At 54.6% G+C, this 21,342-nt stretch carries 20 protein-coding genes; 15 read left to right on the forward strand and 5 right to left on the reverse strand.

Annotated features, from left to right (window positions below):
* The first annotated feature begins 34 nt into the window (after positions 1-34).
* Together glcE and glcF are read left to right on the forward strand one after the other, a co-directional pair.
* Positions 35-1,285 carry a glycolate oxidase subunit GlcE gene (gene glcE / locus M9H61_RS16460; RefSeq protein ID WP_250281736.1) on the forward strand — a complete coding sequence of 417 codons (1,251 nt, stop codon included), beginning with the start codon at positions 35-37 and terminating at the stop codon, positions 1,283-1,285.
* Positions 1,285-2,610, forward strand: a complete 1,326-nt coding sequence (gene glcF / locus M9H61_RS16465; RefSeq protein WP_250281738.1) for a glycolate oxidase subunit GlcF — start codon at positions 1,285-1,287, stop codon at positions 2,608-2,610. Before glcE ends, glcF begins: the two co-directional genes overlap by 1 nt.
* 159 nt (positions 2,611-2,769) lie before the next feature.
* Here the strand turns inward: glcF and M9H61_RS16470 are convergent, their stop codons facing one another.
* Positions 2,770-3,072 (reverse strand): hypothetical protein, encoded by a 303-nt coding sequence (locus M9H61_RS16470; protein ID WP_101245864.1) that lies wholly within the window; start codon positions 3,070-3,072, stop codon positions 2,770-2,772.
* A gap of 411 nt (positions 3,073-3,483) precedes the next feature.
* On the opposite strand from M9H61_RS16470, the gene M9H61_RS16475 reads away from it, so the two are divergent.
* The 6 genes from M9H61_RS16475 (at position 3,484) to phoB (ending at position 9,637) form a co-directional block, all read left to right on the forward strand.
* Positions 3,484-4,515 (forward strand): PstS family phosphate ABC transporter substrate-binding protein, encoded by a 1,032-nt coding sequence (locus tag M9H61_RS16475; protein WP_101245351.1) that lies wholly within the window; start codon positions 3,484-3,486, stop codon positions 4,513-4,515.
* Between the two features lie 134 nt (positions 4,516-4,649).
* Entirely contained in the window at positions 4,650-6,029 is a 1,380-nt protein-coding gene (gene pstC / locus M9H61_RS16480) for a phosphate ABC transporter permease subunit PstC (RefSeq protein ID WP_101245352.1), read from the forward strand.
* Between the two features lie 52 nt (positions 6,030-6,081).
* Positions 6,082-7,371: a phosphate ABC transporter permease PstA gene (gene pstA / locus M9H61_RS16485; RefSeq protein WP_228194620.1), complete on the forward strand. Its 1,290-nt coding sequence runs from the start codon at positions 6,082-6,084 to the stop codon at positions 7,369-7,371.
* Position 7,372: 1 nt separating this feature from the next.
* Complete coding sequence (pstB, locus tag M9H61_RS16490; protein WP_170310064.1) at positions 7,373-8,176, forward strand: phosphate ABC transporter ATP-binding protein PstB; 804 nt, start codon at positions 7,373-7,375, stop codon at positions 8,174-8,176.
* A 22-nt stretch (positions 8,177-8,198) separates the two neighbouring features.
* On the forward strand, positions 8,199-8,921 hold the full coding sequence (gene phoU / locus M9H61_RS16495; RefSeq protein ID WP_101245354.1) for a phosphate signaling complex protein PhoU: 723 nt from the start codon (positions 8,199-8,201) through the stop codon (positions 8,919-8,921).
* Positions 8,922-8,938: 17 nt separating this feature from the next.
* On the forward strand, positions 8,939-9,637 hold the full coding sequence (phoB, locus tag M9H61_RS16500; protein ID WP_101245355.1) for a phosphate regulon transcriptional regulator PhoB: 699 nt from the start codon (positions 8,939-8,941) through the stop codon (positions 9,635-9,637).
* Between the two features lie 116 nt (positions 9,638-9,753).
* Here phoB and M9H61_RS16505 read toward each other — a convergent pair whose 3' ends face one another.
* Entirely contained in the window at positions 9,754-11,820 is a 2,067-nt protein-coding gene (locus M9H61_RS16505; protein ID WP_250281741.1) for a cation:proton antiporter, read from the reverse strand.
* A 299-nt stretch (positions 11,821-12,119) separates the two neighbouring features.
* On the opposite strand from M9H61_RS16505, the gene M9H61_RS16510 reads away from it, so the two are divergent.
* From M9H61_RS16510 to moaE, 7 genes are all read left to right on the forward strand, one after another.
* Positions 12,120-13,082, forward strand: coding sequence for a calcium/sodium antiporter (locus M9H61_RS16510; protein WP_250281743.1), 963 nt, complete (start codon positions 12,120-12,122; stop codon positions 13,080-13,082).
* Between the two features lie 47 nt (positions 13,083-13,129).
* A complete protein-coding gene (locus M9H61_RS16515) occupies positions 13,130-13,900 on the forward strand; it encodes an SDR family oxidoreductase (protein ID WP_250281745.1) in 771 nt (256 codons plus the stop codon).
* 87 nt (positions 13,901-13,987) lie between these two features.
* Positions 13,988-14,428, forward strand: a complete 441-nt coding sequence (gene folB / locus M9H61_RS16520) for a dihydroneopterin aldolase (RefSeq protein ID WP_101245358.1) — start codon at positions 13,988-13,990, stop codon at positions 14,426-14,428.
* 439 nt (positions 14,429-14,867) lie between these two features.
* Positions 14,868-16,805 (forward strand): excinuclease ABC subunit UvrC, encoded by a 1,938-nt coding sequence (gene uvrC, locus M9H61_RS16525; protein ID WP_250281747.1) that lies wholly within the window; start codon positions 14,868-14,870, stop codon positions 16,803-16,805.
* 159 nt (positions 16,806-16,964) lie between these two features.
* The gene (locus M9H61_RS16530) at positions 16,965-18,215 is read left to right on the forward strand and encodes a uracil-xanthine permease family protein (RefSeq protein WP_228194615.1); all 1,251 of its coding nucleotides are present in this window, start codon (positions 16,965-16,967) and stop codon (positions 18,213-18,215) included.
* A 150-nt stretch (positions 18,216-18,365) separates the two neighbouring features.
* Positions 18,366-18,917, forward strand: coding sequence for a CDP-diacylglycerol--glycerol-3-phosphate 3-phosphatidyltransferase (pgsA, locus tag M9H61_RS16535; protein ID WP_101245361.1), 552 nt, complete (start codon positions 18,366-18,368; stop codon positions 18,915-18,917).
* 24 nt (positions 18,918-18,941) lie between these two features.
* Positions 18,942-19,394 carry a molybdopterin synthase catalytic subunit MoaE gene (gene moaE / locus M9H61_RS16540; RefSeq protein WP_250281749.1) on the forward strand — a complete coding sequence of 151 codons (453 nt, stop codon included), beginning with the start codon at positions 18,942-18,944 and terminating at the stop codon, positions 19,392-19,394.
* Between the two features lie 24 nt (positions 19,395-19,418).
* Here the strand turns inward: moaE and M9H61_RS16545 are convergent, their stop codons facing one another.
* From M9H61_RS16545 to metW, 3 genes are all read right to left on the reverse strand, one after another.
* On the reverse strand, positions 19,419-19,706 hold the full coding sequence (locus M9H61_RS16545) for a hypothetical protein (protein ID WP_101245363.1): 288 nt from the start codon (positions 19,704-19,706) through the stop codon (positions 19,419-19,421).
* 16 nt (positions 19,707-19,722) lie between these two features.
* Positions 19,723-20,565 carry a hypothetical protein gene (locus M9H61_RS16550; protein ID WP_250281751.1) on the reverse strand — a complete coding sequence of 281 codons (843 nt, stop codon included), beginning with the start codon at positions 20,563-20,565 and terminating at the stop codon, positions 19,723-19,725.
* 120 nt (positions 20,566-20,685) lie between these two features.
* The gene (gene metW, locus M9H61_RS16555) at positions 20,686-21,342 is read right to left on the reverse strand and encodes a methionine biosynthesis protein MetW (RefSeq protein ID WP_206926740.1); all 657 of its coding nucleotides are present in this window, start codon (positions 21,340-21,342) and stop codon (positions 20,686-20,688) included.

The following is a 21,342-nucleotide window of genomic DNA, read 5'->3' on the forward strand; positions in this document are numbered from 1 at the left end:
ATGTCTGGTTCAGGAGAGGAAAAGAGAGACCGCCATGGCGGAAATTTTGACACCCACCACCCCGGAACAACTGCGCGATGCCGTTGGCTGGGCGCTTGGTTCCCGGACCCCGCTTGAAATCATCGGATCAGGATCAAAACGCGCGTTTGGACATGCCGTAAAGACCAATGCGGTGCTTGATTGTTCGAAATTGTCCGGAATTCTGTTTTATGAGCCCGAAGAATTGGTGATATCGGCCTATGCCGGGACGCCATTGGCCGATATCAAGGCTGCTTTGGCTGAAAAGAACCAACAATTCCATTTTGAACCCGGAAACTTTCCGGAACTTCTTGGCAGCGGGAACGCGCCGGATGCCGGAACGATCGGCGGCCTTGTTGCATGTAACCTTGCCGGACCACGCCGGATCAAGGTCGGGTCGGCCCGTGATCATCTTTTGGGGTTCCAAGCCGTGTCAGGCCGTGCCGAAGATTTCAAATCGGGTGGCCGGGTGATGAAAAACGTTACCGGTTTTGATTTGTCCAAACTGATGTCGGGATCTTTCGGAACGCTTGGTGTCATGCATACCGTGACCTTGAAGGTCATGCCCTGTGACGAACAGTCGGCAACCGTTATCGTTGCCTGTGATGATCCGAGAAAGGCAGGCAAGGCAATGACTGCTGCGATGGGGAGCGAGAACGAAGTTTCCGGCGCGGCCTGGATTTCGGCGGCTGATATCGCCGGGCTTGAAATTCCGGTGGCTTCTGAATTCGGGTCGGGGCTTGTTGTCTTGCGGGTCGAAGGACCAAAGCCATCCGTCGCCTGGCGGGCCGAGGCGCTTTGCAAGGCGCTGGCATCTTTTGGTGAAACCCATGAACTGGCTGACAGCTACAGCCACCGTGTCTGGCAATATGTTGCCGATGTAAGACCGTTTGTGGAAACGTCAGGGGCGGCAAGCCTGCTGTGGCGGGTGTCGGTTCCACCGGCAATCGGCGGCGATGTGTGCGCGCAGTTGCAAGATGTCACAGGCGGCCGGGCAATGATGGATTGGGCCGGTGGTTTGATCTGGTTGGCGCTTGATGATGCCGACGCGATGGCAAACCGGATTCGCGAGATTGCAGAAATGGCAGGCGGGCAGGCCAATCTGGTCTGGGCCCCTGAAAGGATGCGTGAAACAGTGCCGGTGTTCCATCCGGAAAGTCCTGCACTTGCGCGCATCAACGCCAAGATCAAAGAAAACTTTGATCCGGAAGGCATCCTTAATCCGGGACGACTGACGCCTGGCACCCAGATTGCGGAGGGCGCGTAATGCAGACGAATTTCAGCACCGCCCAACTTGAAAATCCGATGTTTGCCGAAAGCGAACAGATTTTGCGCAAATGTGTGCATTGCGGCTTTTGTACTGCGACCTGCCCGACTTTTGTAACGTTGGGGGATGAGCTCGACAGTCCGCGTGGGCGTATTTATCTGATCAAGGACATGCTGGAAAATGACAAGCCGGCAACGGATCGGGTTGTAAAACATCTCGACCGTTGTCTGTCATGTCTGTCCTGTACCAGCACCTGCCCGTCGGGTGTTGACTACATGCATTTGATCGACAACGCGCGGGCCCACATCGAAGAAACCTATGAACGTCCGCTTGGCGATCGTCTGTTGCGCAAACTGCTTGCGCTTGTCGTGCCCAACCCGACCCTGTTCCGGTTGTCGATGATCGGGGCAAAAATGGCGGCACCTTTTGCGCGCCTGATGCCGGGCCGTCTTAAGGGCATGGTGAAAATGGGCGCGCGCCACATGGCCCCGCCCAGCTGGGTGGACAAACCGCAAATCATTCCGGCCATCGGTTCGCGCAAGGGTCGGGTGGCAATTTTGACGGGATGTGCCCAGCAGGTTCTTGAAACGGAAATCAACGAATCGACGGTTCGTCTATTGACCCGGCTTGGGATTGAAGTTGTGGTCGCCAAGGGTGCGGGCTGTTGCGGGTCGCTTGTCCATCACATGGGCAAGGAAGAAAAATCCCACCATCAGGCCAAAGGCAATATTGATGCCTGGTGTGCCGAAATTGACGGCGAGGGGCTTGATGCCATTGTCATTACCGCATCTGGTTGCGGCACCACGGTCAAGGATTACGGGCATATGTTGCGCAATGATGCTGCCTATGCGCAAAAGGCTGCCACGGTGTCTGCCTTGGCCAAGGATATCACCGAATATCTTGCCGGGCTTGATATCGAAGACAATGTGTTTGCCAACGCCACACATGGTGGTCCGCGCGTTGCCTATCATTCTGCCTGTTCGATGCAGCATGGCCAAAAGATCACACGCCCGCCACGCGATCTTTTGAAAATGGCCGGGTATGAGGTGCTTGAAATTGCCGAAGGCCATTTGTGCTGTGGCTCGGCCGGTGTCTATAACCTGTTGCAGCCCGAAATTGCGGGCAAACTCCAGGAACGCAAACGCGGCAATATTCGCGCGACCCAACCTGATCTGGTGGCGACGGGCAATATTGGCTGCATGGTTCAGATTGAAACCGACGACCTTAAGGTCATTCATACTGTGCAGTTGCTTGACTGGGCGGCAGGTGGCCCGGTGCCCGAAAAGCTGCGCGACCGGATTGGCGCAGCAAGCCTGGCGTCCTGACCCCGGTCCGGATTCTGCTGGGAAAAACTTCCCTGGGCCATTAATAAAAGAAGACGAAATATAAAAAGACGGCAGGTTATCCCGCCGTCTTTTTTATTTAAGGATCGTCATGCGCGATCACGAACTGGTCAATTGGCGTGTCGGCCGGTTAATGCCGGCTCAGGATTCTTCCTTGCCCAACAGGCTTTGTGCGATGCCTTCGGCGGCCGACCCTTCGTTGCCGTCTTCGGCATATGCTGCGGTCTTGTCGCGAATCCACTGTATTGCGGCGGCATCGTCAATTTCGACCTTTTGCGCGACAAGCGCCAGAATCGCCTCGATCGCCAGAACGTGGGATGCCACGTTATTTACTGCGACATGCAGATCATCGATATGCCGGGATGCTGCTTCGGACATTTCGCCGAGTTCCCCTGACAGTTTCTGGATCAGTTCCTGAATCTCGTCGATCGATGCGTTGCTCATGTCGTTCTCCTGATGATGCCGCCCGGTCGTGCGGGCGGCGTTTTGCTGTCCCTGATGCACAGTTGCGTGGATTGCCTGTCATGTAAAGAGGGCGCCGGGATTATTCCTGAACCGTGTGGCTGCATCTTTGCCCGATCAGCCGGAACCATCAAATGTGACAGTTTTTGTTACAGTGTGTCGCCAATTGGCCCGCCAAGGCAGAAAACCGGTCGGATTTGATGTGATTTCTGCCGGGCCGTGATTATTTTATGTCATTGATATTTATGAATAAATCACGGCGTTTTTACTGCTCTGATACGTTGTCACATAACGTTAACAAAAGCGACACAATACCGTAAGCACCCAGCGTTAGAGTCCGCCTCGCAGATCGTTGCACCGTTCCGAAGTGGAACAACCATTGGGGAATATACCATGAAGAAGACTCTTGCTGTTGCGGCGCTGATGAGCGTTGCCTTTGCTGGCGCTGCCCAGGCACGTGACCAGATTCGTATCGTTGGTTCGTCCACCGTTTTCCCGTTTGCAACCGCAGTTGCAGAAGAATTCGGTAAAACCACCTCGTTCAAAACCCCGGTTATTGAATCGACCGGTTCTGGCGGTGGTTTGAAGCTGTTCTGTGCAGGTGTTGGCGAACAGCACCCGGACATCACCAACGCTTCGCGTCGCATCAAGAAGTCCGAAGTTGAAACTTGTGCAAAGAACGGCATCTCCGAAGTTACCGAAGTTAAAGTCGGTTACGACGGTATCGTTCTGTCGAACTCGAACGAAGCACCTGAAATCGATCTGACCAAAGAACAGATCTTCCTGGCGCTTGCCAAAACCGTTCCGTCCAAAGACGGCAAGTCGCTTGTAGACAACTTCTACAGCACCTGGTCGGAAATCGATCCGAGCCTGCCGGACGTTAAAATCGAAGTTCTCGGCCCGCCGCCGACCTCCGGTACCCGTGACGCCTTCACCGAGCTGGTACTCGAAGAAGCTTGCGATGCCTTCCCGGCGATTGCTGCTCTGAAAGACAGCAACAAAGACCAGCACAAAGCAGTTTGCGCAGGCGTTCGTGAAGACGGTGCCTATGTTGAAGCTGGTGAGAACGACAACCTGATCGTTCAGAAGCTTGAAGCAAACCACGATGCGCTTGGCATCTTCGGTTTCTCCTTCCTCGACCAGAATGGCGACAAGCTTCAGGGTTCGAAAATCGAAGGCGTTTCGCCGACCTTCGAAGCCATCTCGGCTGGTGACTATCCGGTTTCGCGTTCGCTTTACTTCTACGTAAAGAACGCACACGTCGGCACCATCCCGGGTATGAAAGAATACCTCGCAGAATTCACCTCTGACAAAGCATTCGGTGACGAAGGTTACCTTGCTGACCGCGGTCTGATCCCGATGGATGCCGCCGAGCGTGAAGCTGTACGCAACGCTGCGATGAACCTTTCGCCGCTGAGCATGTAACGCGATCTTTCAACCGATGGCGGCTAATGCTGCCATCGGTTTCTTTGTTTCCAGGCTTGATTAATTTATTGTTTTTGTCCTATTGGCCTCTCATCTGATTACTACAGGCTCACCTGGCAAACGGATTTAACGTAATGTCCCTGTCTTTCCTGTTGCTCGCGGTTGCTGCACTTTGTGCATTGTCCTTCTATTTCGGGCGCCAGCGGGCCGTTGCCCTTTCGGGTGGACGCTACAGCAATCTTCATTCTCTTCCGGCTCATTACGGGACATATGTTGCCCTGTGGTGCGGCCTTCCTGCTTTGCTGTTGCTGTTCGTCTGGCACACGTTCCAGGGATCGGTCATCGAAGCGATGATCATTGCCGATCTGCCTGCAGAAATCACATCTGACAGCGGTCAGCTGTCGCTTGCACTCAACAGCATTTCGTTGATTGCGGCGGGGAATGGTCAGCATCTGACTGTTTCACCCGAAGTTGTCGATGCCGGTCGCCGTCTTGCGAATTTGCAGTCGATTGCCAACGCAGCACTGATTGTCGTGATGCTGTGTGGTGCGGTTATCGGGGTTTCGCTTTCCTATCGCAAAATTTCGCCGGAACTGCGCGCACGTAACAATGTCGAACGCATTTCGCGCTGGGTGATGATTGCCTGTTCGGCGATTGCAATCCTGTCGACGGTCGGAATTGTGTTTTCGCTTCTGTTCGAAGCACTGCACTTCTTTAGCAAGATCAACCCGCTTGAATTCCTGTTCGGTCTGGAATGGAGCCCGCAGACGGCCATTCGCGCCGACCAAGTCGCATCCGAAGGCGCATTCGGTGCCATTCCGCTGTTTGTCGGAACACTTCTGATTACCGTGATTGCAATGTGTGTTGCGGTTCCGGTCGGTTTGTTCTCGGCCATTTATATGGGGGAATATGCATCCCCGAAATTCCGTGCGGTTGCCAAACCGGCACTGGAAATTCTGGCTGGTGTGCCGACCGTTGTTTACGGCTTTTTCGCAGCCCTTACGGTTGCGCCGTTCCTGCGCAACAATGGTGCTATCCTTGGTCTTGATGTCAGTTCGGAAAGCGCGCTGGCGGCGGGGCTTGTCATGGGGGTCATGATCATCCCGTTCGTATCGTCACTTTCGGATGATGTGATGTCACAGGTGCCCAAATCGCTGCGTGACGGGTCGTATGGATTGGGCGCAACCAAATCCGAAACCATCCGCCACGTGATTTTCCCGGCGGCTTTGCCCGGGATTGTCGGTGCGGTTCTTCTGGCTGTGTCGCGCGCAATTGGTGAAACGATGATTGTGGTGATGGCCGCAGGTCTTGCTGCCAACATGACGGTCAACCCGCTTCAGGCCGTGACGACTGTGACTGTGCAGATTGTTACTCTTCTGGTCGGCGACCAGGAGTTTGACAGTGCAAAAACCCTCTCAGCCTTTGCGTTGGGGCTGGTTCTTTTCCTTGTCACCTTGGGCTTGAACGTATTTGCCCTTAAGGTAGTTCAGAAGTATCGCGAGAAATATGACTGATATGGCATCCCTTATGGAAGACAGAGCCGCAGCAAAGGTGATTTCGGACAAAATGCACAAGCCCGTAGACTGGGACAGCCCGAAGATCGCACGTAACATCAAAAAGCGTTACGCAGCTGAGCGTCGTTTTAAAATCTATGGACTAAGCGCGATCGGTGTTGCGCTTCTGGCCTTGTTTGTTCTGGGTTTCTCTATTGTCTCCAAAGGCTATAGCGCATTCTTCCAGACCTACATTCAGCTTGAAGTTCACTTTGATCCGGCGGAAATCGATCCGGACAGGACGGGTGATCCGGCCGTTATCGGCAAGGCTAACTTTGACGGCCTGATCAAGCAGTCCCTGCGTGAACGGTTCCCCGAAGTAACCAGCCGCCGCGATCGCCGTGATCTGTATGGCATCGTGTCAGGTGGTGCGTCCTATGATCTGCGTGAACGGGTTATGGAAAACCCGAACCTGATCGGGCAGACCCGCAAGATCTGGCTGATTTCCGGTGATGATTTCGACATGCTCAACAAAGGCTATATCGATGCCGAAGTTGATGAAAGCAGCCGTCGTCTCAATGACCAGGAAATCGGATGGTACAATGCGCTGGTCGAAGACGGTGCGGTCGAAAAGCAGTTCCATGCCCGCTTCTTTACCAGTGGTGACTCCCGCGAGCCGGAACTTGCCGGTATCTGGGGGGCGGCTGTCGGGTCGTTCTATACCCTGCTTGTGACCTTGGCCCTGTCTTTCCCGATCGGGGTTCTTGCGGCGGTCTATCTTGAAGAATTCGCACCGAAGAACCGGTTCACGACCATTGTTGAAGTCAATATCAACAACCTTGCTGCTGTGCCGTCGATTGTGTTCGGTCTGCTTGGTCTTGAGGTCTATCTCAATGTCATGCATCTGCCGCGTTCGGCCCCGGTTGTCGGTGGCTTGACGCTGGCTCTGATGACCTTGCCGACCATCATCATTGCGTCGCGTGCAGCGATCAAGGCGGTTCCGCCGTCAATCCGCCAGGCGGCCCTTGGTCTTGGTGCCTCGCCGGTTCAGACCGTAACCCACCATGTGCTGCCGCTGGCGATGCCGGGCATTCTGACCGGGACGATCATTGGGATGGCACAGGCACTTGGTGAAACGGCACCGCTTTTGATGATTGGCATGGTTGCCTTCATCGTTGATATCCCGGGTGGTGCACTTGATCCGGCAACGGTTCTACCGGTCCAGATCTATCTGTGGGCAGACAGCCCGGAACGTGCCTTTGTCGAGAAAACCTCGGCAGCGATTATGGTGTTGCTGGCCTTCCTGATCCTGATGAATGGACTGGCTGTGTATCTGCGCAAAAAATTTGAACGGAAGTGGTAAAATGGCTGCTGTATCCCAGAGCGCAATGACGGCAGAGCCGTCGGTCGCAAGCCCGAAAATGACGGCACGTGACCTTAATCTTTTCTATAGCGACAATCAGGCGCTGTTCGATGTCAATCTGGATATCGTCGAACGTCAGGTTACCGCTTTGATCGGCCCGTCGGGTTGTGGCAAGTCGACCTTCCTGCGGTGCATGAACCGCATGAACGACACGATTGATGGTGTGACCATCAATGGCAAGGTGACCCTTGATGGCCGCGATATCTATGACAAGCGGATCGACGTTGTTCAGCTGCGCGCACGTATCGGGATGGTGTTCCAGAAACCGAACCCGTTCCCGAAATCGATCTATGACAACGTGGCCTATGGCCCGCGCATTCATGGGCTGGTCAATTCGCGTGACGAACTTGATGAAATTGTCATGACCTCGCTTGAGCGTGCCGGTCTTCTCAAGGAAGTCAAAGATCGCCTGCAATCCCCGGCTACCGGTCTTTCGGGTGGTCAGCAGCAGCGTCTTTGCATCGCACGTGCGGTTGCGGTCAGCCCAGAAGTCATTCTGATGGACGAGCCGTGCTCGGCACTTGATCCGATCGCAACGGCAAAGGTCGAAGAGCTGATTGACGAACTGCGTTCGAACTACACGATCGTGATCGTGACGCACTCCATGCAGCAGGCTGCGCGTGTATCGCAGCGGACCGCATTTTTCCACCTTGGCAAGCTGGTAGAAGTTGGTGAAACCGATCAGATCTTCACCAACCCGAAAGACGACCGCACCAAGGGTTACATTACCGGTCGCTTTGGTTAAGCGATACGAGGAGAACGCATAAATGGCTGACGACAAAACACATATCGTGAGTTCGTTCGACGAGGAACTGACCCGTCTGAACAACATCATCTCGCAGATGGGCGGGCTTGCAGAAAGTCAGCTGATCTCTGCGATCCGCTCTATTGTAAAGCGTGACTCGGAACTGGCTGAAAAAGTCATTCTTTCAGACCATCGTATCGATGTTCTTGAACAGGAAGTGCAGGATTTTGCGGTCCGTCTTCTGGCCCTGCGCCAGCCGATGGCTGATGACCTGCGTCAGGTCGTGACGGCGCTTAAGCTGTCCAATGATCTTGAGCGTATTGGTGATTTGGCCAAGAACATTGCCAAACGTGCCCAGGTCCTGAACCAGATCCCGCCGATCCGTCCGGTCCAGGTGATCCCTAATATGGGCAAGCTGGCCCAGGAAATCATCAAGGATGTTCTCGACGCCTATATCGAAGGTGACGCCGAAAAGGCGGAACGCGTCTGGGCGCGCGATCAGGAAGTCGACGACATGTACAATTCGCTGTTCCGCGAATTGCTGACCTACATGATGGAAGATCCGCGCAACATTACGGCATCGACCCACATGCTGTTCATCGCCAAGAACATCGAACGTATTGGCGATCATGCCACCAATATCGCCGAAACGATCTATTACCGGATCAAGGGCGAAGACCTGCCGGCAATCGACCGGCCAAAAAATGATGCAGCGAACTTTGCTGTTGTCGAACCGAATGAGTGACACTGGAGCATAGGAAGATGGACCCAACGGTTCTTATCGTCGAGGACGAAGCTGCAATCGTAACCATGTTGCGCTACAACCTCGAACGTGAGGGGATGCAGGTTGTCGAAGCCGGTGACGGTGACGAAGCGTTGAAAATTCTTGCTGAAACGCATGTTGATCTTGTCCTTCTGGACTGGATGTTGCCGGTCATGTCGGGGATCGAGGTTTGCCGTCAGATCCGCCGCAAGCCCGAAAGCCGCGATTTGCCGGTCATCATGGTGACTGCGCGTGGCGAAGAAGGGGATCGCATTCGCGGGCTTGATACCGGTGCTGATGACTATGTCACCAAACCGTTCGCGATTGGCGAGTTGCTGGCACGTATTCGCGCACTTCTGCGCCGATCCGGTCCGGCGCAACCACAAGGGCAGTTGGTCTATTCCGATATCGAAATGGATCTTGCCGCCCATCGCGTCAGCCGCAATGGCAAGGCCATCCACCTTGGTCCGACCGAATTTCGTCTTCTGCGCTACTTCCTTGAACATCCGGGGCGTGTTTTCTCCCGCGAGCAGCTTTTGAATGCTGTTTGGGGACCGAACATTTATGTCGAAACCCGTACGGTTGATGTGCATATCCGCCGCCTGCGGAAGGCCCTGAATGATGTCAAAGGTACCCGCGATATCATCCGGACGGTTCGGGCAGCCGGCTATGCGCTGGATTCGGAAACTGCGGCCTGATTGATCCGGCCACAAGGCCGGACTGCGGGCTCGTTGCTAGGCGCGTCTGAAAAAATTCTGACACTCAGATCAAACAAAACCCCCGTTGCCACAGGCCGCGGGGGTTTTGCATTTAGCTAGTCTTTAGCTTTGCCACGTGTGGTGCGGCCTGACCGGGATGTTGCCGGCTTGTCTGATGGCGCAGTCTCTGTCGCCGGTTTGCGGGGCGCTGCTTTTTTGCCCGATGTGGTTTTGCCCGACGTTGTTTTGGTTGCGGCGGGTTTTGTCGCAACCTTGCGCCCGGTTGTTTTCTTTGGCGTGGCACGCGACGCAGGTTTCTTTGCCGTCGGTTTGGTTTTGGCGGTTTGCGCAGCCGTGCCGGATGCCTTTGTTGTCTTCGCGGTCGCCGGGGATGCAGATGCCGCGGATGCAGGTGCCGCAGATGGTGTTGTCGCTGGTGCGACTTCTGATGCCGGTGCTGCTTGTGCCGGTTCCGGGGCCTTTTTGCGCTGGGTCCTTGGTGCCAGTTCGTTCATCAACAGCATGTCAGCGCGCCGGAACTTGGCGATTTCGGCATCAATGTCTTCTTGTGGCACGTCGCAGGCCGACAGCACATGATCCGAAAGCCGAAGGCCGGTTTCCAGTACTTCGGGAATTGCCGCATCGGCCCCGCTGCGCGACAGCGGACCGATATGGGTGATGTCCTGGGCGCGGGCAAAGATCTTGAGATGCGGATAATGCTGACGTAGAAGCGCAACGGTCTTTTCGGTTGCATGCGGGTTACCCATGGCAACAACCGCGATGCGCGCTTCATCGGTGTGGGCGGCGCGGAATGTTTCCGGGCGTGACCCATCGGCAAAGAATACGGGGAGCCCCTCTGCACGGCCGCGCGAAACCTGTTGGGCATCACTGTCGAGAACAATGAACGGAATATCGCGGGTTTTCAAAAGACGCGCCAGAACCCTGCCGACACGTCCGCTGCCGATGACCAGAACATGCTGGTGGATGCCTTCGGTTTCATCCGAGATCGGGCCAAGCTGGTCGTCTTCCTTGGGATGCAGCTTTTCCTCGATCCGGTGGCCAAGATTGATCAGGGTCGGTGTCAATGCCATCGACAAGGCAACCACCGGGATCAGCATCGCGGCAAGATCGCGCGGAATTGCACCATTCTGGGCCGCCAGTGCAAACATGACGAATGCAAATTCACCGCCTGCTGCCAGGCTCATCGCAACACGAAGGGCCGAACCCCGTTCAAACCGAATCGCCAAGGACAAGACAAACAGAACGGCCGTCTTGATGACAAGCAATGCAATCAGCCACAGCAGCACACTGCCAAACTGTTCATAGACAACATTGGCATTGACCGACATCCCGACCGACATAAAGAACAGCGACAGGAAAACGCCACGGAATGGCGCGATATCGGCTTCGATCTGATGGCGGAATTCGGTTTCGGCCAGCATTACACCGGCAATGAACGCGCCAAGTGCCATCGAAAGTCCGGAAACCTCGGTCAGGGTGCTGGCGGCAAGAACAACGAACAGGGTCCCAATCGCAAACAGTTCCGGGTTTTTAAGCGACGCGATATAGCGAAACAGATGCGGCAAAAGATACCGTCCTGCGACCAGAAGCAGGGCGACAGAACCGAAGCCAAGAAGAATACTGATCCACGGGCTGGTTTCGGTACCGGCATTGCCCGCCGCCTGAACCATGATCAGGAACGGACCAACCGCCACGTCCTGGACCAGAAGGATTGCAAGGGCGGCCCGCCCGAAACGGGTATTGAGCTGCCGGTCGTCAGACAACTGTTTAAGGATAATCGCGGTTGATGACAGGGCCAGCGCACCCGCAATTACAAGGGATGCCGCCAATGGCAGATCAAGCAGCGCCAGAACGCCCATGATCGCAGCCATTGAAACCAGGATCTGCAACAGACCGAGTGCCGCAAACCGCCCGCCAATGACGCGCAATCGTTCGCGCGACAGTTCAAGCCCGATCATGAACAGCAGGAAGACGACCCCCAGTTCGGCAACTGTGGAAATGTCTTCACGTTCGGTAATCAGTCCAAACCCGAATGGCCCGATGCAAAATCCGCCGATCAGAAAACCGATAATCGAATTGGCGCGCAAACGATGCGCGATGGGTACTGCAACCACAGCCGCAGCAAGGATCAGGAACAGCTCGAACAGAACGCTGTGATGCATGGTCAGAATTGATCCGGCAAAGCAGATAAATATTTGAAAACAACGAGATGATCAGGATAGCGGAATTGAACGGTATCGTCCTGTGGAAATTTGACGATGCCAACGCAATTAACCCGTACCGGTTTGATCTGTTTCAAGGCTTGTCTTGTTGGTTTGACCTAATGCGCCGGGCGGGGAATTCAATTGTGTGCTGTGAAAATTGTCATGCCCTGATGACTTGCCAATCCTGGTGCCAGATGCCATGTTCCGCGGGCCTGATCAGGTCCATATAATTGACCCCCAATAAGAGCAAACGCGTTTTGGAACAGCTTATCCCCTATCTTCAGATTATCGCCGGTCTTGTCCTGTTGACGGCTGGTGGCGAATTTATCGTGCGTGGTGCCGTTGGATTGGCTCTTTTGCTTGGGGTGTCAAAAGTAATTGTCGGTTTGACGATCGTTGCGGCCGGGACATCTGCGCCGGAATTTGTCGTGTCATTGAACGCATCGCTCAAAGGAACGGCCGATATTGCGATGGGCAATGTGGTCGGTTCCAATATTGCCAATATCCTGCTGATCCTCGGTGCGGTTGCGGTGCTTAAACCGGTTGCGGCAGGACGCATCACGGTTGTTCGCGATGGTGGCACCATGCTGCTGGGCACCGTTTTGTTCATCGCACTTTGCATGTTCGGGGCGATTGACCGGTGGGCCGGGGCCCTGATGCTGTGTGTGTTGGCGGCTATCTGGTACTTCACCTACAAGCATGACAAAAACATGCCCAGCGAAGCCAGCCATCTGCATGAAGAAGAAGTCGATGAAGTCGGCGAGGTGCCCAAAGGCTGGGTCAAGCCGCTTGTGGCGACCCTGATCGGGATTGTCGCACTGATGTTCGGGGCGGAATGGCTTGTTGACGGTGGCGTTGCCGTTGCCCGGCAGTTCGGTGTTTCCGAGGCCGTTATCGGATTGACGCTGGTTGCGTTCGGAACATCATTGCCCGAACTTGCGGCATCTGTGGTTGCAGCATTCCGTGGTCATTCAGATGTTGCACTTGGCAACGTGCTGGGCTCGAACCTTTTGAACCTTCTGGTGATTATTGGCGGGGTGTCGCTTATTGCGCCAATTCCGGTGCCGGAACAGATTTTGAATTCCGATTTGTGGATCATGCTGGCGGTAACCGTCGGGTTGCTTGCTGTTGCCTATGCGTTTCGCAAAATTTCGCGCATTACCGGAAGTGCATTTGTGATTGCCTATTTGGTCTATGTCTTCCAACTTGTAGCAGCCTGAAAACCGGCTTGGTTGAATTGACAGACGCATAAAGGGATCCGCAGAAAATGACTGCACAGGTGCCCAAAACCGTTTTGATTACAGGTGCAGCTAAACGCATCGGTCGGGCCCTGTCGCTTGATCTGGCGCGAAATGGCTATAATGTAGCGCTGCACTGTCATCATTCGCGCAAGGATGCCGAAAACCTGGCCGAGGAAATCCGTGCATTTGGCCGACGCGCCTGTGTGATTTCCGCCGATCTCGCCAGCGAAGAAGACACCCACCGGATCGTGCGCGAAGCACAGGCGGCCTTGGGGCCGATTGCGGTTCTGATCAATAATGCGTCGACATTTGAATATGATGACATTCAGTCGGCCACCCGCGAAAGCTGGGACCTTCATATGGAGGCCAATCTGCGGGCGCCGTTTGTTCTGTCACAGGAATTTGCCAAACGCCTGCCCGACGATGTCAAAGGCCTGATCGTCAACATTATCGATCAGCGGGTCTGGAATCTGAACCCGCATTTCGTGACCTATACATTGTCAAAGGCCGGGTTGTGGACCTTGACCCAGACCCTTGCACTGGCATTGGCGCCAAAAATTCGTGTTAATGCGATCGGGCCGGGGCCGGCTTTGCCTAGTAGCCGACAAACACAGGACATTTTCGATCAGCAGTGCGAGAAAACCCCGCTTAAAGTCGGGACAAACCCGCAAGAGATTTGCGACGCGGTTCGATTTTTCCTTGCCGCGCCTGCCATCACCGGGCAAATGTTAGCCCTTGACGGCGGGCAGCACCTTGATTGGGCGCCCAGTGGCAATAATGACAAGCCAATCGAATGATGTCAGGCATGATGGTCTGACATCGGCCGGACGGGGAGGGCAGCACAAGGCGCCCATACCCAAAAGCAGCACAAGGAAGACCCGACTATGACCGCAGGCCTGAAACAGGATGCCAAAATTACGACATTGCCTTTTGCCGATCTGCCTCATGCAGACCGGGCCGGCAGCCTGCGCCGTGTCTTTGTGCGCGATATGGTCATTCATACCTCGATCGGTGTTTATGACCATGAAAAGGAAGCCCCGCAACGGGTCCGGATCAATCTTGATCTGGCAGTCCTCGAAGGGGACGGGGTTCAGAATGACGATATCACCACGGTCCTGAGCTACGAGGATCTTGTGGTTGGGACCCGACGCATCTGCCAGGATGGTCATGTGAACCTTGTGGAAACCCTTGGGGAAAAACTTGCGGATATGTGCCTTGCTGATCCGCGCGTGCGTAAGGTGATCGTCCGGGTTGAAAAGCTCGACGTTTTTGAAGACGTCTCGGCGGTCGGGGTCGAAATCGAACGGCACAATATCGCGCGTTGATTTACGCCCGATTTCGTTAAAAAATTTACTTTTTCAAACCGGCGGACCAAGGGACTCTGTGATTCCCTTGGGGCGAATCGCAGCAGTCCTTATGCACAAGCATTTGGCGAGATGGAATCAAAGGAAAATATTCGATTTTTACGGCTGTATTACCGAATGATTTCATGTTGACAGTTATTTTTGATATATAAATCAATAACTTAACTGTTTTGCCCAATATTTGGGCACTTCACAGAAAGTTAAGACTCTCAAGGGGTGCAGGAAGAAGCCCCCCTATTACCCACATAGTTATCCACAGTCTTGGTGGACATCTTTTTTCCGCCACGATTCCCTGACGCGGTGTTGCGATGTTAATCTTTTCGGCTATGTTCCAAAGCCCGGCCAGATTGTGACGGCCGTCACAACTTTGGATGTATTTGTCTGATTGCGGAGTGCCTTTATGAAGCCTGATGCCCCCTCCGAAAACCCGAACGGGGAAGATGCCCCGGGACGGGAAATCGGTTTGTCCCTTGAAGGTGACGAGAACCGGGGCGGGGCCGCGCGTGGTGTCGAGGCAATCAAATACGCCCTGAAAACCATGCCGGGTGCACCGGGCGTTTACCGGATGCTCGATGACAAGGACCGGGTTCTTTATGTCGGCAAGGCCAAGAACCTTAAAAAGCGTGTGGTGGCCTATACCCGCATCATGCAATTGCCGATCCGGATTGCCCGTATGGTCGCGCAGACGGTCCGGATGGAAATCATCACCACCCATACCGAGGCCGAAGCCCTTCTTCTTGAATCCAACCTGATCAAGAAGCTCAAGCCGCGTTACAACATTCTTTTGCGGGATGACAAAAGCTTTCCCTATATCCTGATCACCGAAGATCATGATTACCCGCGCATCGTCAAACATCGCGGGGCACGCGCCAAGGATGGCAGCTGTTTTGGGCCTTTTGCGTCTGCCTGGGCGGTGAACAATACGATCAACCATTTGCAGCGCGCATTCCTGTTGCGATCCTGTACCGATGCGGTTTTCTCGAACCGGTCGCGCCCGTGTTTGCTGTATCAAATCAAGCGGTGTGCCGCCCCCTGTGTCGACCGCATATCCAAGCCGGAATATGACGGGCTTGTTGATATCTGCCGTGACTTCCTGACCGGCCGCAGCCAGAAAATCCTCAAGCAGCTTGAAGCTGATATGATGGCGGCGTCCGAGCGCATGGAATTCGAACAGGCCGCGATGTATCGCGACCGCATCCGCGCCTTAAGCCAGATCAGATCGCATCAGGACATCAATCTTGAAGGCGTCGAAGAAGCCGACGTCATCGCCCTTCATCAGGAAGGCGGACAAAGCTGTGTGCAGGTGTTCTTTTTCCGGTCTGGATCAAACTATGGCAACCGGTCCTATTTTCCGCGCCATGAACAGTCTGCGGAAATTCCCGAAATCCTGTCGGCCTTTGTCGGGCAGTTCTATGCCGATAAGCCCGCGCCCAAACAGATTTTCCTGTCTCACGAGATCGAAGGTCAGGAATTGGTCGAAAATGCACTGGGCATCAATAACAACCGCAAGATCGAGTTGCTGGTGCCCAAACGGGGCGGCAAACGCAAACTGGTCGAGCATGCCCTGACCAACGCCAAGGATGCGCTGGGGCGGCGTCTTGCCGAAAGTGCGACACAGCGCAAGCTGCTTGAAGACCTTGCTGACAAGCTTGATCTGGAAAGCACGCCCGAACGGATCGAGGTTTACGATAACTCCCATACCCAGGGGACCAACATGGTGGGCGGGATGATTGTGGCCGGACCGGAAGGCTTTATGAAAAACGCCTATCGCAAATTCAACATCAAGGGCGACATCGCACCGGGTGACGACTTTGCCATGATGCGCGAAGTTTTGACCCGTCGGTTTGCCCGCGCCCAAAAAGAAGACCCGGATCGCGAAAATGGCACCTGGCCGGACCTGTGTCTGATTGACGGGGGGTTGGGGCAGCTTGGCGTTGCGCGCGAGGTCCTTGAAGATCTTGGCATCGAAGATGTGATGCTGGTTGGTGTCGCCAAGGGTGTTGATCGAAATGCCGGTAAGGAAGTTCTTCACATCCCGGGAAAGGCGCCGGTGCGTCTTGATATGAAAGACCCGGTTCTTTATTTCATTCAGCGCCTGCGCGACGAAGCACACCGTTGGGCGATCGGAACCCACCGGGCAAAGCGGGCCAAGCAGATCGGCAAAAGTGTTCTGGATTCGGTTCCGGGTGTTGGCGGTGCGCGCAAAAAGGCGCTTTTGCACCATTTCGGATCGGCCCGGGGGGTTGCCGATGCCGGGCTTTCGGATCTTGAGGCAGTCGAGGGCATCAGTGCCGCCCTGGCGCGAAAGATCTACGATCATTTCCACGAAAATGACTGATAACCTGTTGCTGATGTCTTGCTTTTTGGCGGCAGGCGGGTAATACCCCGTGTGCATATTGCCGTCCCGGCAGCGCGCTTTTGTGCGATCAACGATCTCAGCTTAAGGAAACAAATGCGATATTTTCCTTCCTGGTCTTTGACCCGGTCTTCAACAGTCATGCCTGATGAACGTCTGCCGTGGGGTGAGATGTTCCCGATGGGATTGCAGCATCTTGTTGCCATGTCTGGTGCCACAATTCTTGGCCCGCTTCTGATGGGGTTTGATCCCAATCTGGCCATTCTCTTTTCCGGTATCGGAACCCTGATTTTCTTCATCTGTACTGCCGGTCGGGTGCCAAGTTATCTGGGCTCGTCCTTTGCGTTTATTGCGGTTGTCATTGCGGCGACCGGATATGCGGGGACCGGTCCGAACCCCGATATCGGGGGCGCGCTTGGTGGTATCATTGCAGCCGGGGCGCTTTATGTAGCCATCGGTCTGGTTGTTATGGCAACCGGGACGGGGTGGGTTGAAAAACTGATGCCGCCTGCGGTAACGGGTGCCGTCGGTGCGGCCATTGGCCTGAACCTTGCGCCGGTGGGGATCAGCGGCATTACAGGTGACAATATGCACATGCTAGTGGCGCTTCTGACCCTGTTGTCCGTTGCTGCTGTTTCTGTCTATGCACCTGTTGCGTTGCGCCGTGTTTCGATTCTGGTCGGTATTTTGGCGGGTTACGGACTTGTTCTTGTTCTGGGGAATGGTCTGGGACTGATGCCGGGTGTTGATTTTTCTGGTCTTGCGCACGCCGCGTGGTTTGGCATGCCGGATTTCGTCGCGCCGCGTTTTGAAAGTTCCGCCATGGTCATGATCGCACCGGTGGCCTTCATTCTGGTGGCTGAAAACCTTGGTCACATCAAGGCGATCGGCGGCATGACCAAACAGAATATGGATCGTTATATCGGTCGCGGTTTTGTTGGCGACGGCTTGGCGACCATGCTGGCTGGCTCGGGTGGTGGCACGGGTGTGACCACCTATGTTGAAAATATGGGTGTCATGGCGGTCACACGCGTTTTCTCGACCCTGATTTTTGTCATTGCGGCGGTGATTGCCATTTTGCTTGGGTTCTCTCCGAAATTCGGGGCATTGCTGCACACAATTCCGGCACCGGTTCTGGGCGGGCTTGGCGTGGCTGTGTTCGGACTGATTGCCGCGGCAATGGTCCGTTTGTGGGTTGATAACCAGGTTGATTTTTCGGATCCGCGCAACCTGTTTACGGTTGGTATTACCCTGATTTTCGGTGGTGGCGACTTTACCGTGACGTTCGGTGGTTTTGCGATTGGCGGGATTGGAACGGCTACTCTGGCAGCGATCATTCTTTATCAGGTCCTGAGCATCGGCCGGAAAAAGAAAGACGCCATAGCCGCTTAGGTAAATGACTTGGGCCGTGTCTCAGTTTTATGGCAATTGAACACGGCCCTTGTCGTCATGGACCCAAGGCTTTAATAATTGCGCGGCTTCGGGGTGCAAATCCCTCTGGCCGGAAATTGTCGCCCTAAATACCCGCAAACAGGCCTGTTCATGAAAAACCAGATTCCCAATCTGCTGACCTTGTCGCGCATCATCGTGATCCCGGCACTGGTCGCATCGTTTTACATTGACGGCCCGGTTGGCAACTGGATCGGTTTTGCGCTGTTTGCCTTTGCCGGGGTGACCGATTTCTTTGACGGTTATCTGGCGCGCAGCATGAATGTGGTTTCTCCGCTTGGCCGGTTCCTTGATCCGATTGCGGACAAGTTGCTGGTGGCTGCAGCCCTTATGATGATGGTGGCGTTTGAACGCATTGCCGGTCTTGCGGTATTGCCGGCTGTCGTGATCATGTGCCGCGAAATCATGGTTTCGGGCTTGCGCGAACATCTTGCCGAACTGAAGGTGCCGCTTCCGGTGACGGTGCTTGCGAAATGGAAAACAACCGCCCAAATTCTGGCGATCGGCTTTCTTCTGGTCGGGGATGCGTCGCCCGATATGATCCCGTCGATCCTGATTGGTGATATCTTGCTGTGGATCGCAGGGATTGTAACGGTTCAGACCGGCTATATCTATTTGCGGACCGGGCTTAAGCATCTCGACTGAGTTTCGAATTTCCAGGCTAGGGCCATGTCGCGCGTTTCTGTTCAACAACATGATTTTGACCCAGGGGCAGAACTGTCTGCACTGACCGATGGTCGCACCGATATCGGGGCTGCTGTCAGTTTTGTCGGACTGGTACGTGATCTTCATGGCGATGATCGGGTATCAAGCCTGACGCTGGATCATTATCCGGGCATGACAGAACGCGAACTTGAAAAAATTGCGGACAAAGCATCACAACGCTGGCCGCTTGATGATGTTCGCATTGTTCATCGTTTCGGCAAAATGCTGCCAGGCGATCGTATCGTGCTCGTTATTACCTTATCCGCGCATCGACGTGCCGCGTTCGAGGCCTGCGATTTCATTATGGATTTCCTGAAAACCCGCGCACCATTCTGGAAACGTGAAGAAACGCCGGAAGGTGAAAAATGGGTCACCGCAAAGGCATCGGACGACGCCGATGCCGATCGGTGGAACTGACGTCAGGTCGCCCTTTCAGGCCCGTCAGACGAATTTCAAAATCAGCGCCACCATCGATGACAAGGCGGTTTGCAGGGTGGCTGCATCATTTACCTTGTTCCGCAAATCCTGCATGGCGGCGACATCCTGATCGCTTACAGTAATGGCACCTTGCAGCTGCTTGGTACGCAGGGTGACAATCAGCTCCGCAGCCTGATCAAGTTTGGGTTTGGTGGCGATCTTTTGATCAATGCTTGCAGATTGGTAGGTCACCAATGCCTGTTGATAGGCCTGCTCGGCGGCTGAGATCAGGGTGTCGATATTCTCGGTCATGTGATAATCCCCGGCTTTACTGTGTTGCAGTTTCAAGCAGGCCCATGCCCTGCGTGACAAGTTCTTGCGGACTGAGCTTGTTGATCTGATCGGCAAGGGTGATGCCCTGTTCAACAGCCCCGATCAGCGATGCGACATCCAGTCTGGCGTAATTGTTGATCTGTCCCTGCAATTTGTCGCCAAGTTTTGTCGCGGTCAAAAATGCCCGCAATGTTTTGGACTGCATTGCCTGTTCTTCTGCCAGAAGGCCTTGCCAGCGTTGCCACCAGATCTGGTATTCCAGGTCGCGCGCTTCGGGGTCGTTGCTGTCATCCTTGCGGAATGTATTCAGTTCGGCGATCAGTGTGCTGCGTCGTGTCAGATATGTCGGCGGATTGCGCGCAAAATCACTGGTGATGGTTGCCAGTTGCGTGCGCAGCTTTTCCAATATCGGCCCAGATTGGGTAACAGCAGATGCACCAAGTGCGGAACCGGCTTCGATATTGTCAAAGATGGCTACGAATTGCTGATATTGGTTACGCAGATCACGAAGCGTTGCTGTCCATTGATCGCGCACGGTCGGGGATATCTTGACCGCATCCGGATCCAGAAGTGTTTCGATATTTGATGGTGTTACAGGCCCGGTGAATGCAGCCATGTTGCGCACAAATTCATCACGCTGTGCATCCGCCGATTTGGGGAAGGGGGCAAACTGGGCACTGAAGGCGGCATCATATCCGTCAAAGGCGGTTTCGGTTGCCGTGCCAAACTGTGTGACCGAAAGTTTGAGTGTCTCGGCCTTCTGGCTGCATGCGGCAAGCAGGCCGATGACAGTGACAAGGGCACCGTTACGAATGATGCGTTTGAATGTGCAAAACATCTTTTGTCCCCGCGATGAATTTGATGGTCATCAGACGCGGACAGACCGGGTTTGTGATGCAAAACAAAACGCCGCAACAGCAATTGCGGCGTTTGTCAGATCGGAAACAGGAAAGATGGGCTATTTGCTCAGCATGAACAGGGCCTGATTGCCAAAGAAATTGGCAAAGCCCGAATGACTGTCCATCGAAACACGTGAACCGCTTTCATTCAGAACCATTGATCGTTCGATTTTGAGATTCATTTCATTACACAAGGCGACAAAGTCCCGCACGGTGCAGAAATGGATGTTTGGCGTTTCATACCACATGATCGGAAGGTTCGGGTTTTGCGGCATCCGGCCGCGGAACATCAGGTCAAACCGCGCACGCCAATGTCCGAAATTCGGAAAGGACACAATCGCCTTGTTGCCGATACGCAGCAATTCCGACAGGACTTCTTTCGGCCGATGGGTGGCCTGAAGGGTTTGGCTGAGGATCGCGTAATCGAACGCGCCATCCGGATAATCGCCAAGATCGCGATCCGCATCCCCCTGCATCACAGGAAGCCCCTGTGCGACGCAGTTGCGCACCCCTTCGTTGGAAAGTTCAAGACCGCGGCCATCGACATTTTTGGTGCGGGTCAGATAGCCAAGAAGCTCCCCGTCACTGCACCCGATATCAAGAACACGTGTGCCGGGCTCGACCATGTCGGCGATCAGCTGAAGATCAACACGGATGCGGTCGCTATGTGCCGGAAGCGACGGGTTGCTGGCGGCATTTGAAACAGTATTGGTCAT

Origin of the sequence: Thalassospira sp. GO-4 (assembly GCF_023588965.1) — a bacterium.
Taxonomy (GTDB): domain Bacteria; phylum Pseudomonadota; class Alphaproteobacteria; order Rhodospirillales; family Thalassospiraceae; genus Thalassospira; species Thalassospira povalilytica.

What these genes read in the sequence shown, in the direction of transcription:
- glcE (WP_250281736.1), top strand. Translation starts at nt 35, where the DNA reads ATGGCGGAAATTTTGACACCCACCACCCCGGAACAACTGCGCGATGCC.
- glcF (WP_250281738.1), top strand. Translation starts at nt 1,285, where the DNA reads ATGCAGACGAATTTCAGCACCGCCCAACTTGAAAATCCGATGTTTGCC.
- M9H61_RS16470 (WP_101245864.1), bottom strand. Translation starts at nt 3,072, where the DNA reads ATGAGCAACGCATCGATCGACGAGATTCAGGAACTGATCCAGAAACTG.
- M9H61_RS16475 (WP_101245351.1), top strand. Translation starts at nt 3,484, where the DNA reads ATGAAGAAGACTCTTGCTGTTGCGGCGCTGATGAGCGTTGCCTTTGCT.
- pstC (WP_101245352.1), top strand. Translation starts at nt 4,650, where the DNA reads ATGTCCCTGTCTTTCCTGTTGCTCGCGGTTGCTGCACTTTGTGCATTG.
- pstA (WP_228194620.1), top strand. Translation starts at nt 6,082, where the DNA reads ATGCACAAGCCCGTAGACTGGGACAGCCCGAAGATCGCACGTAACATC.
- pstB (WP_170310064.1), top strand. Translation starts at nt 7,373, where the DNA reads ATGGCTGCTGTATCCCAGAGCGCAATGACGGCAGAGCCGTCGGTCGCA.
- phoU (WP_101245354.1), top strand. Translation starts at nt 8,199, where the DNA reads ATGGCTGACGACAAAACACATATCGTGAGTTCGTTCGACGAGGAACTG.
- phoB (WP_101245355.1), top strand. Translation starts at nt 8,939, where the DNA reads ATGGACCCAACGGTTCTTATCGTCGAGGACGAAGCTGCAATCGTAACC.
- M9H61_RS16505 (WP_250281741.1), bottom strand. Translation starts at nt 11,820, where the DNA reads ATGCATCACAGCGTTCTGTTCGAGCTGTTCCTGATCCTTGCTGCGGCT.
- M9H61_RS16515 (WP_250281745.1), top strand. Translation starts at nt 13,130, where the DNA reads ATGACTGCACAGGTGCCCAAAACCGTTTTGATTACAGGTGCAGCTAAA.
- folB (WP_101245358.1), top strand. Translation starts at nt 13,988, where the DNA reads ATGACCGCAGGCCTGAAACAGGATGCCAAAATTACGACATTGCCTTTT.
- uvrC (WP_250281747.1), top strand. Translation starts at nt 14,868, where the DNA reads ATGAAGCCTGATGCCCCCTCCGAAAACCCGAACGGGGAAGATGCCCCG.
- M9H61_RS16530 (WP_228194615.1), top strand. Translation starts at nt 16,965, where the DNA reads ATGCCTGATGAACGTCTGCCGTGGGGTGAGATGTTCCCGATGGGATTG.
- pgsA (WP_101245361.1), top strand. Translation starts at nt 18,366, where the DNA reads ATGAAAAACCAGATTCCCAATCTGCTGACCTTGTCGCGCATCATCGTG.
- moaE (WP_250281749.1), top strand. Translation starts at nt 18,942, where the DNA reads ATGTCGCGCGTTTCTGTTCAACAACATGATTTTGACCCAGGGGCAGAA.
- M9H61_RS16545 (WP_101245363.1), bottom strand. Translation starts at nt 19,706, where the DNA reads ATGACCGAGAATATCGACACCCTGATCTCAGCCGCCGAGCAGGCCTAT.
- M9H61_RS16550 (WP_250281751.1), bottom strand. Translation starts at nt 20,565, where the DNA reads ATGTTTTGCACATTCAAACGCATCATTCGTAACGGTGCCCTTGTCACT.
- metW (WP_206926740.1), bottom strand. Translation starts at nt 21,342, where the DNA reads ATGACCAATACTGTTTCAAATGCCGCCAGCAACCCGTCGCTTCCGGCA.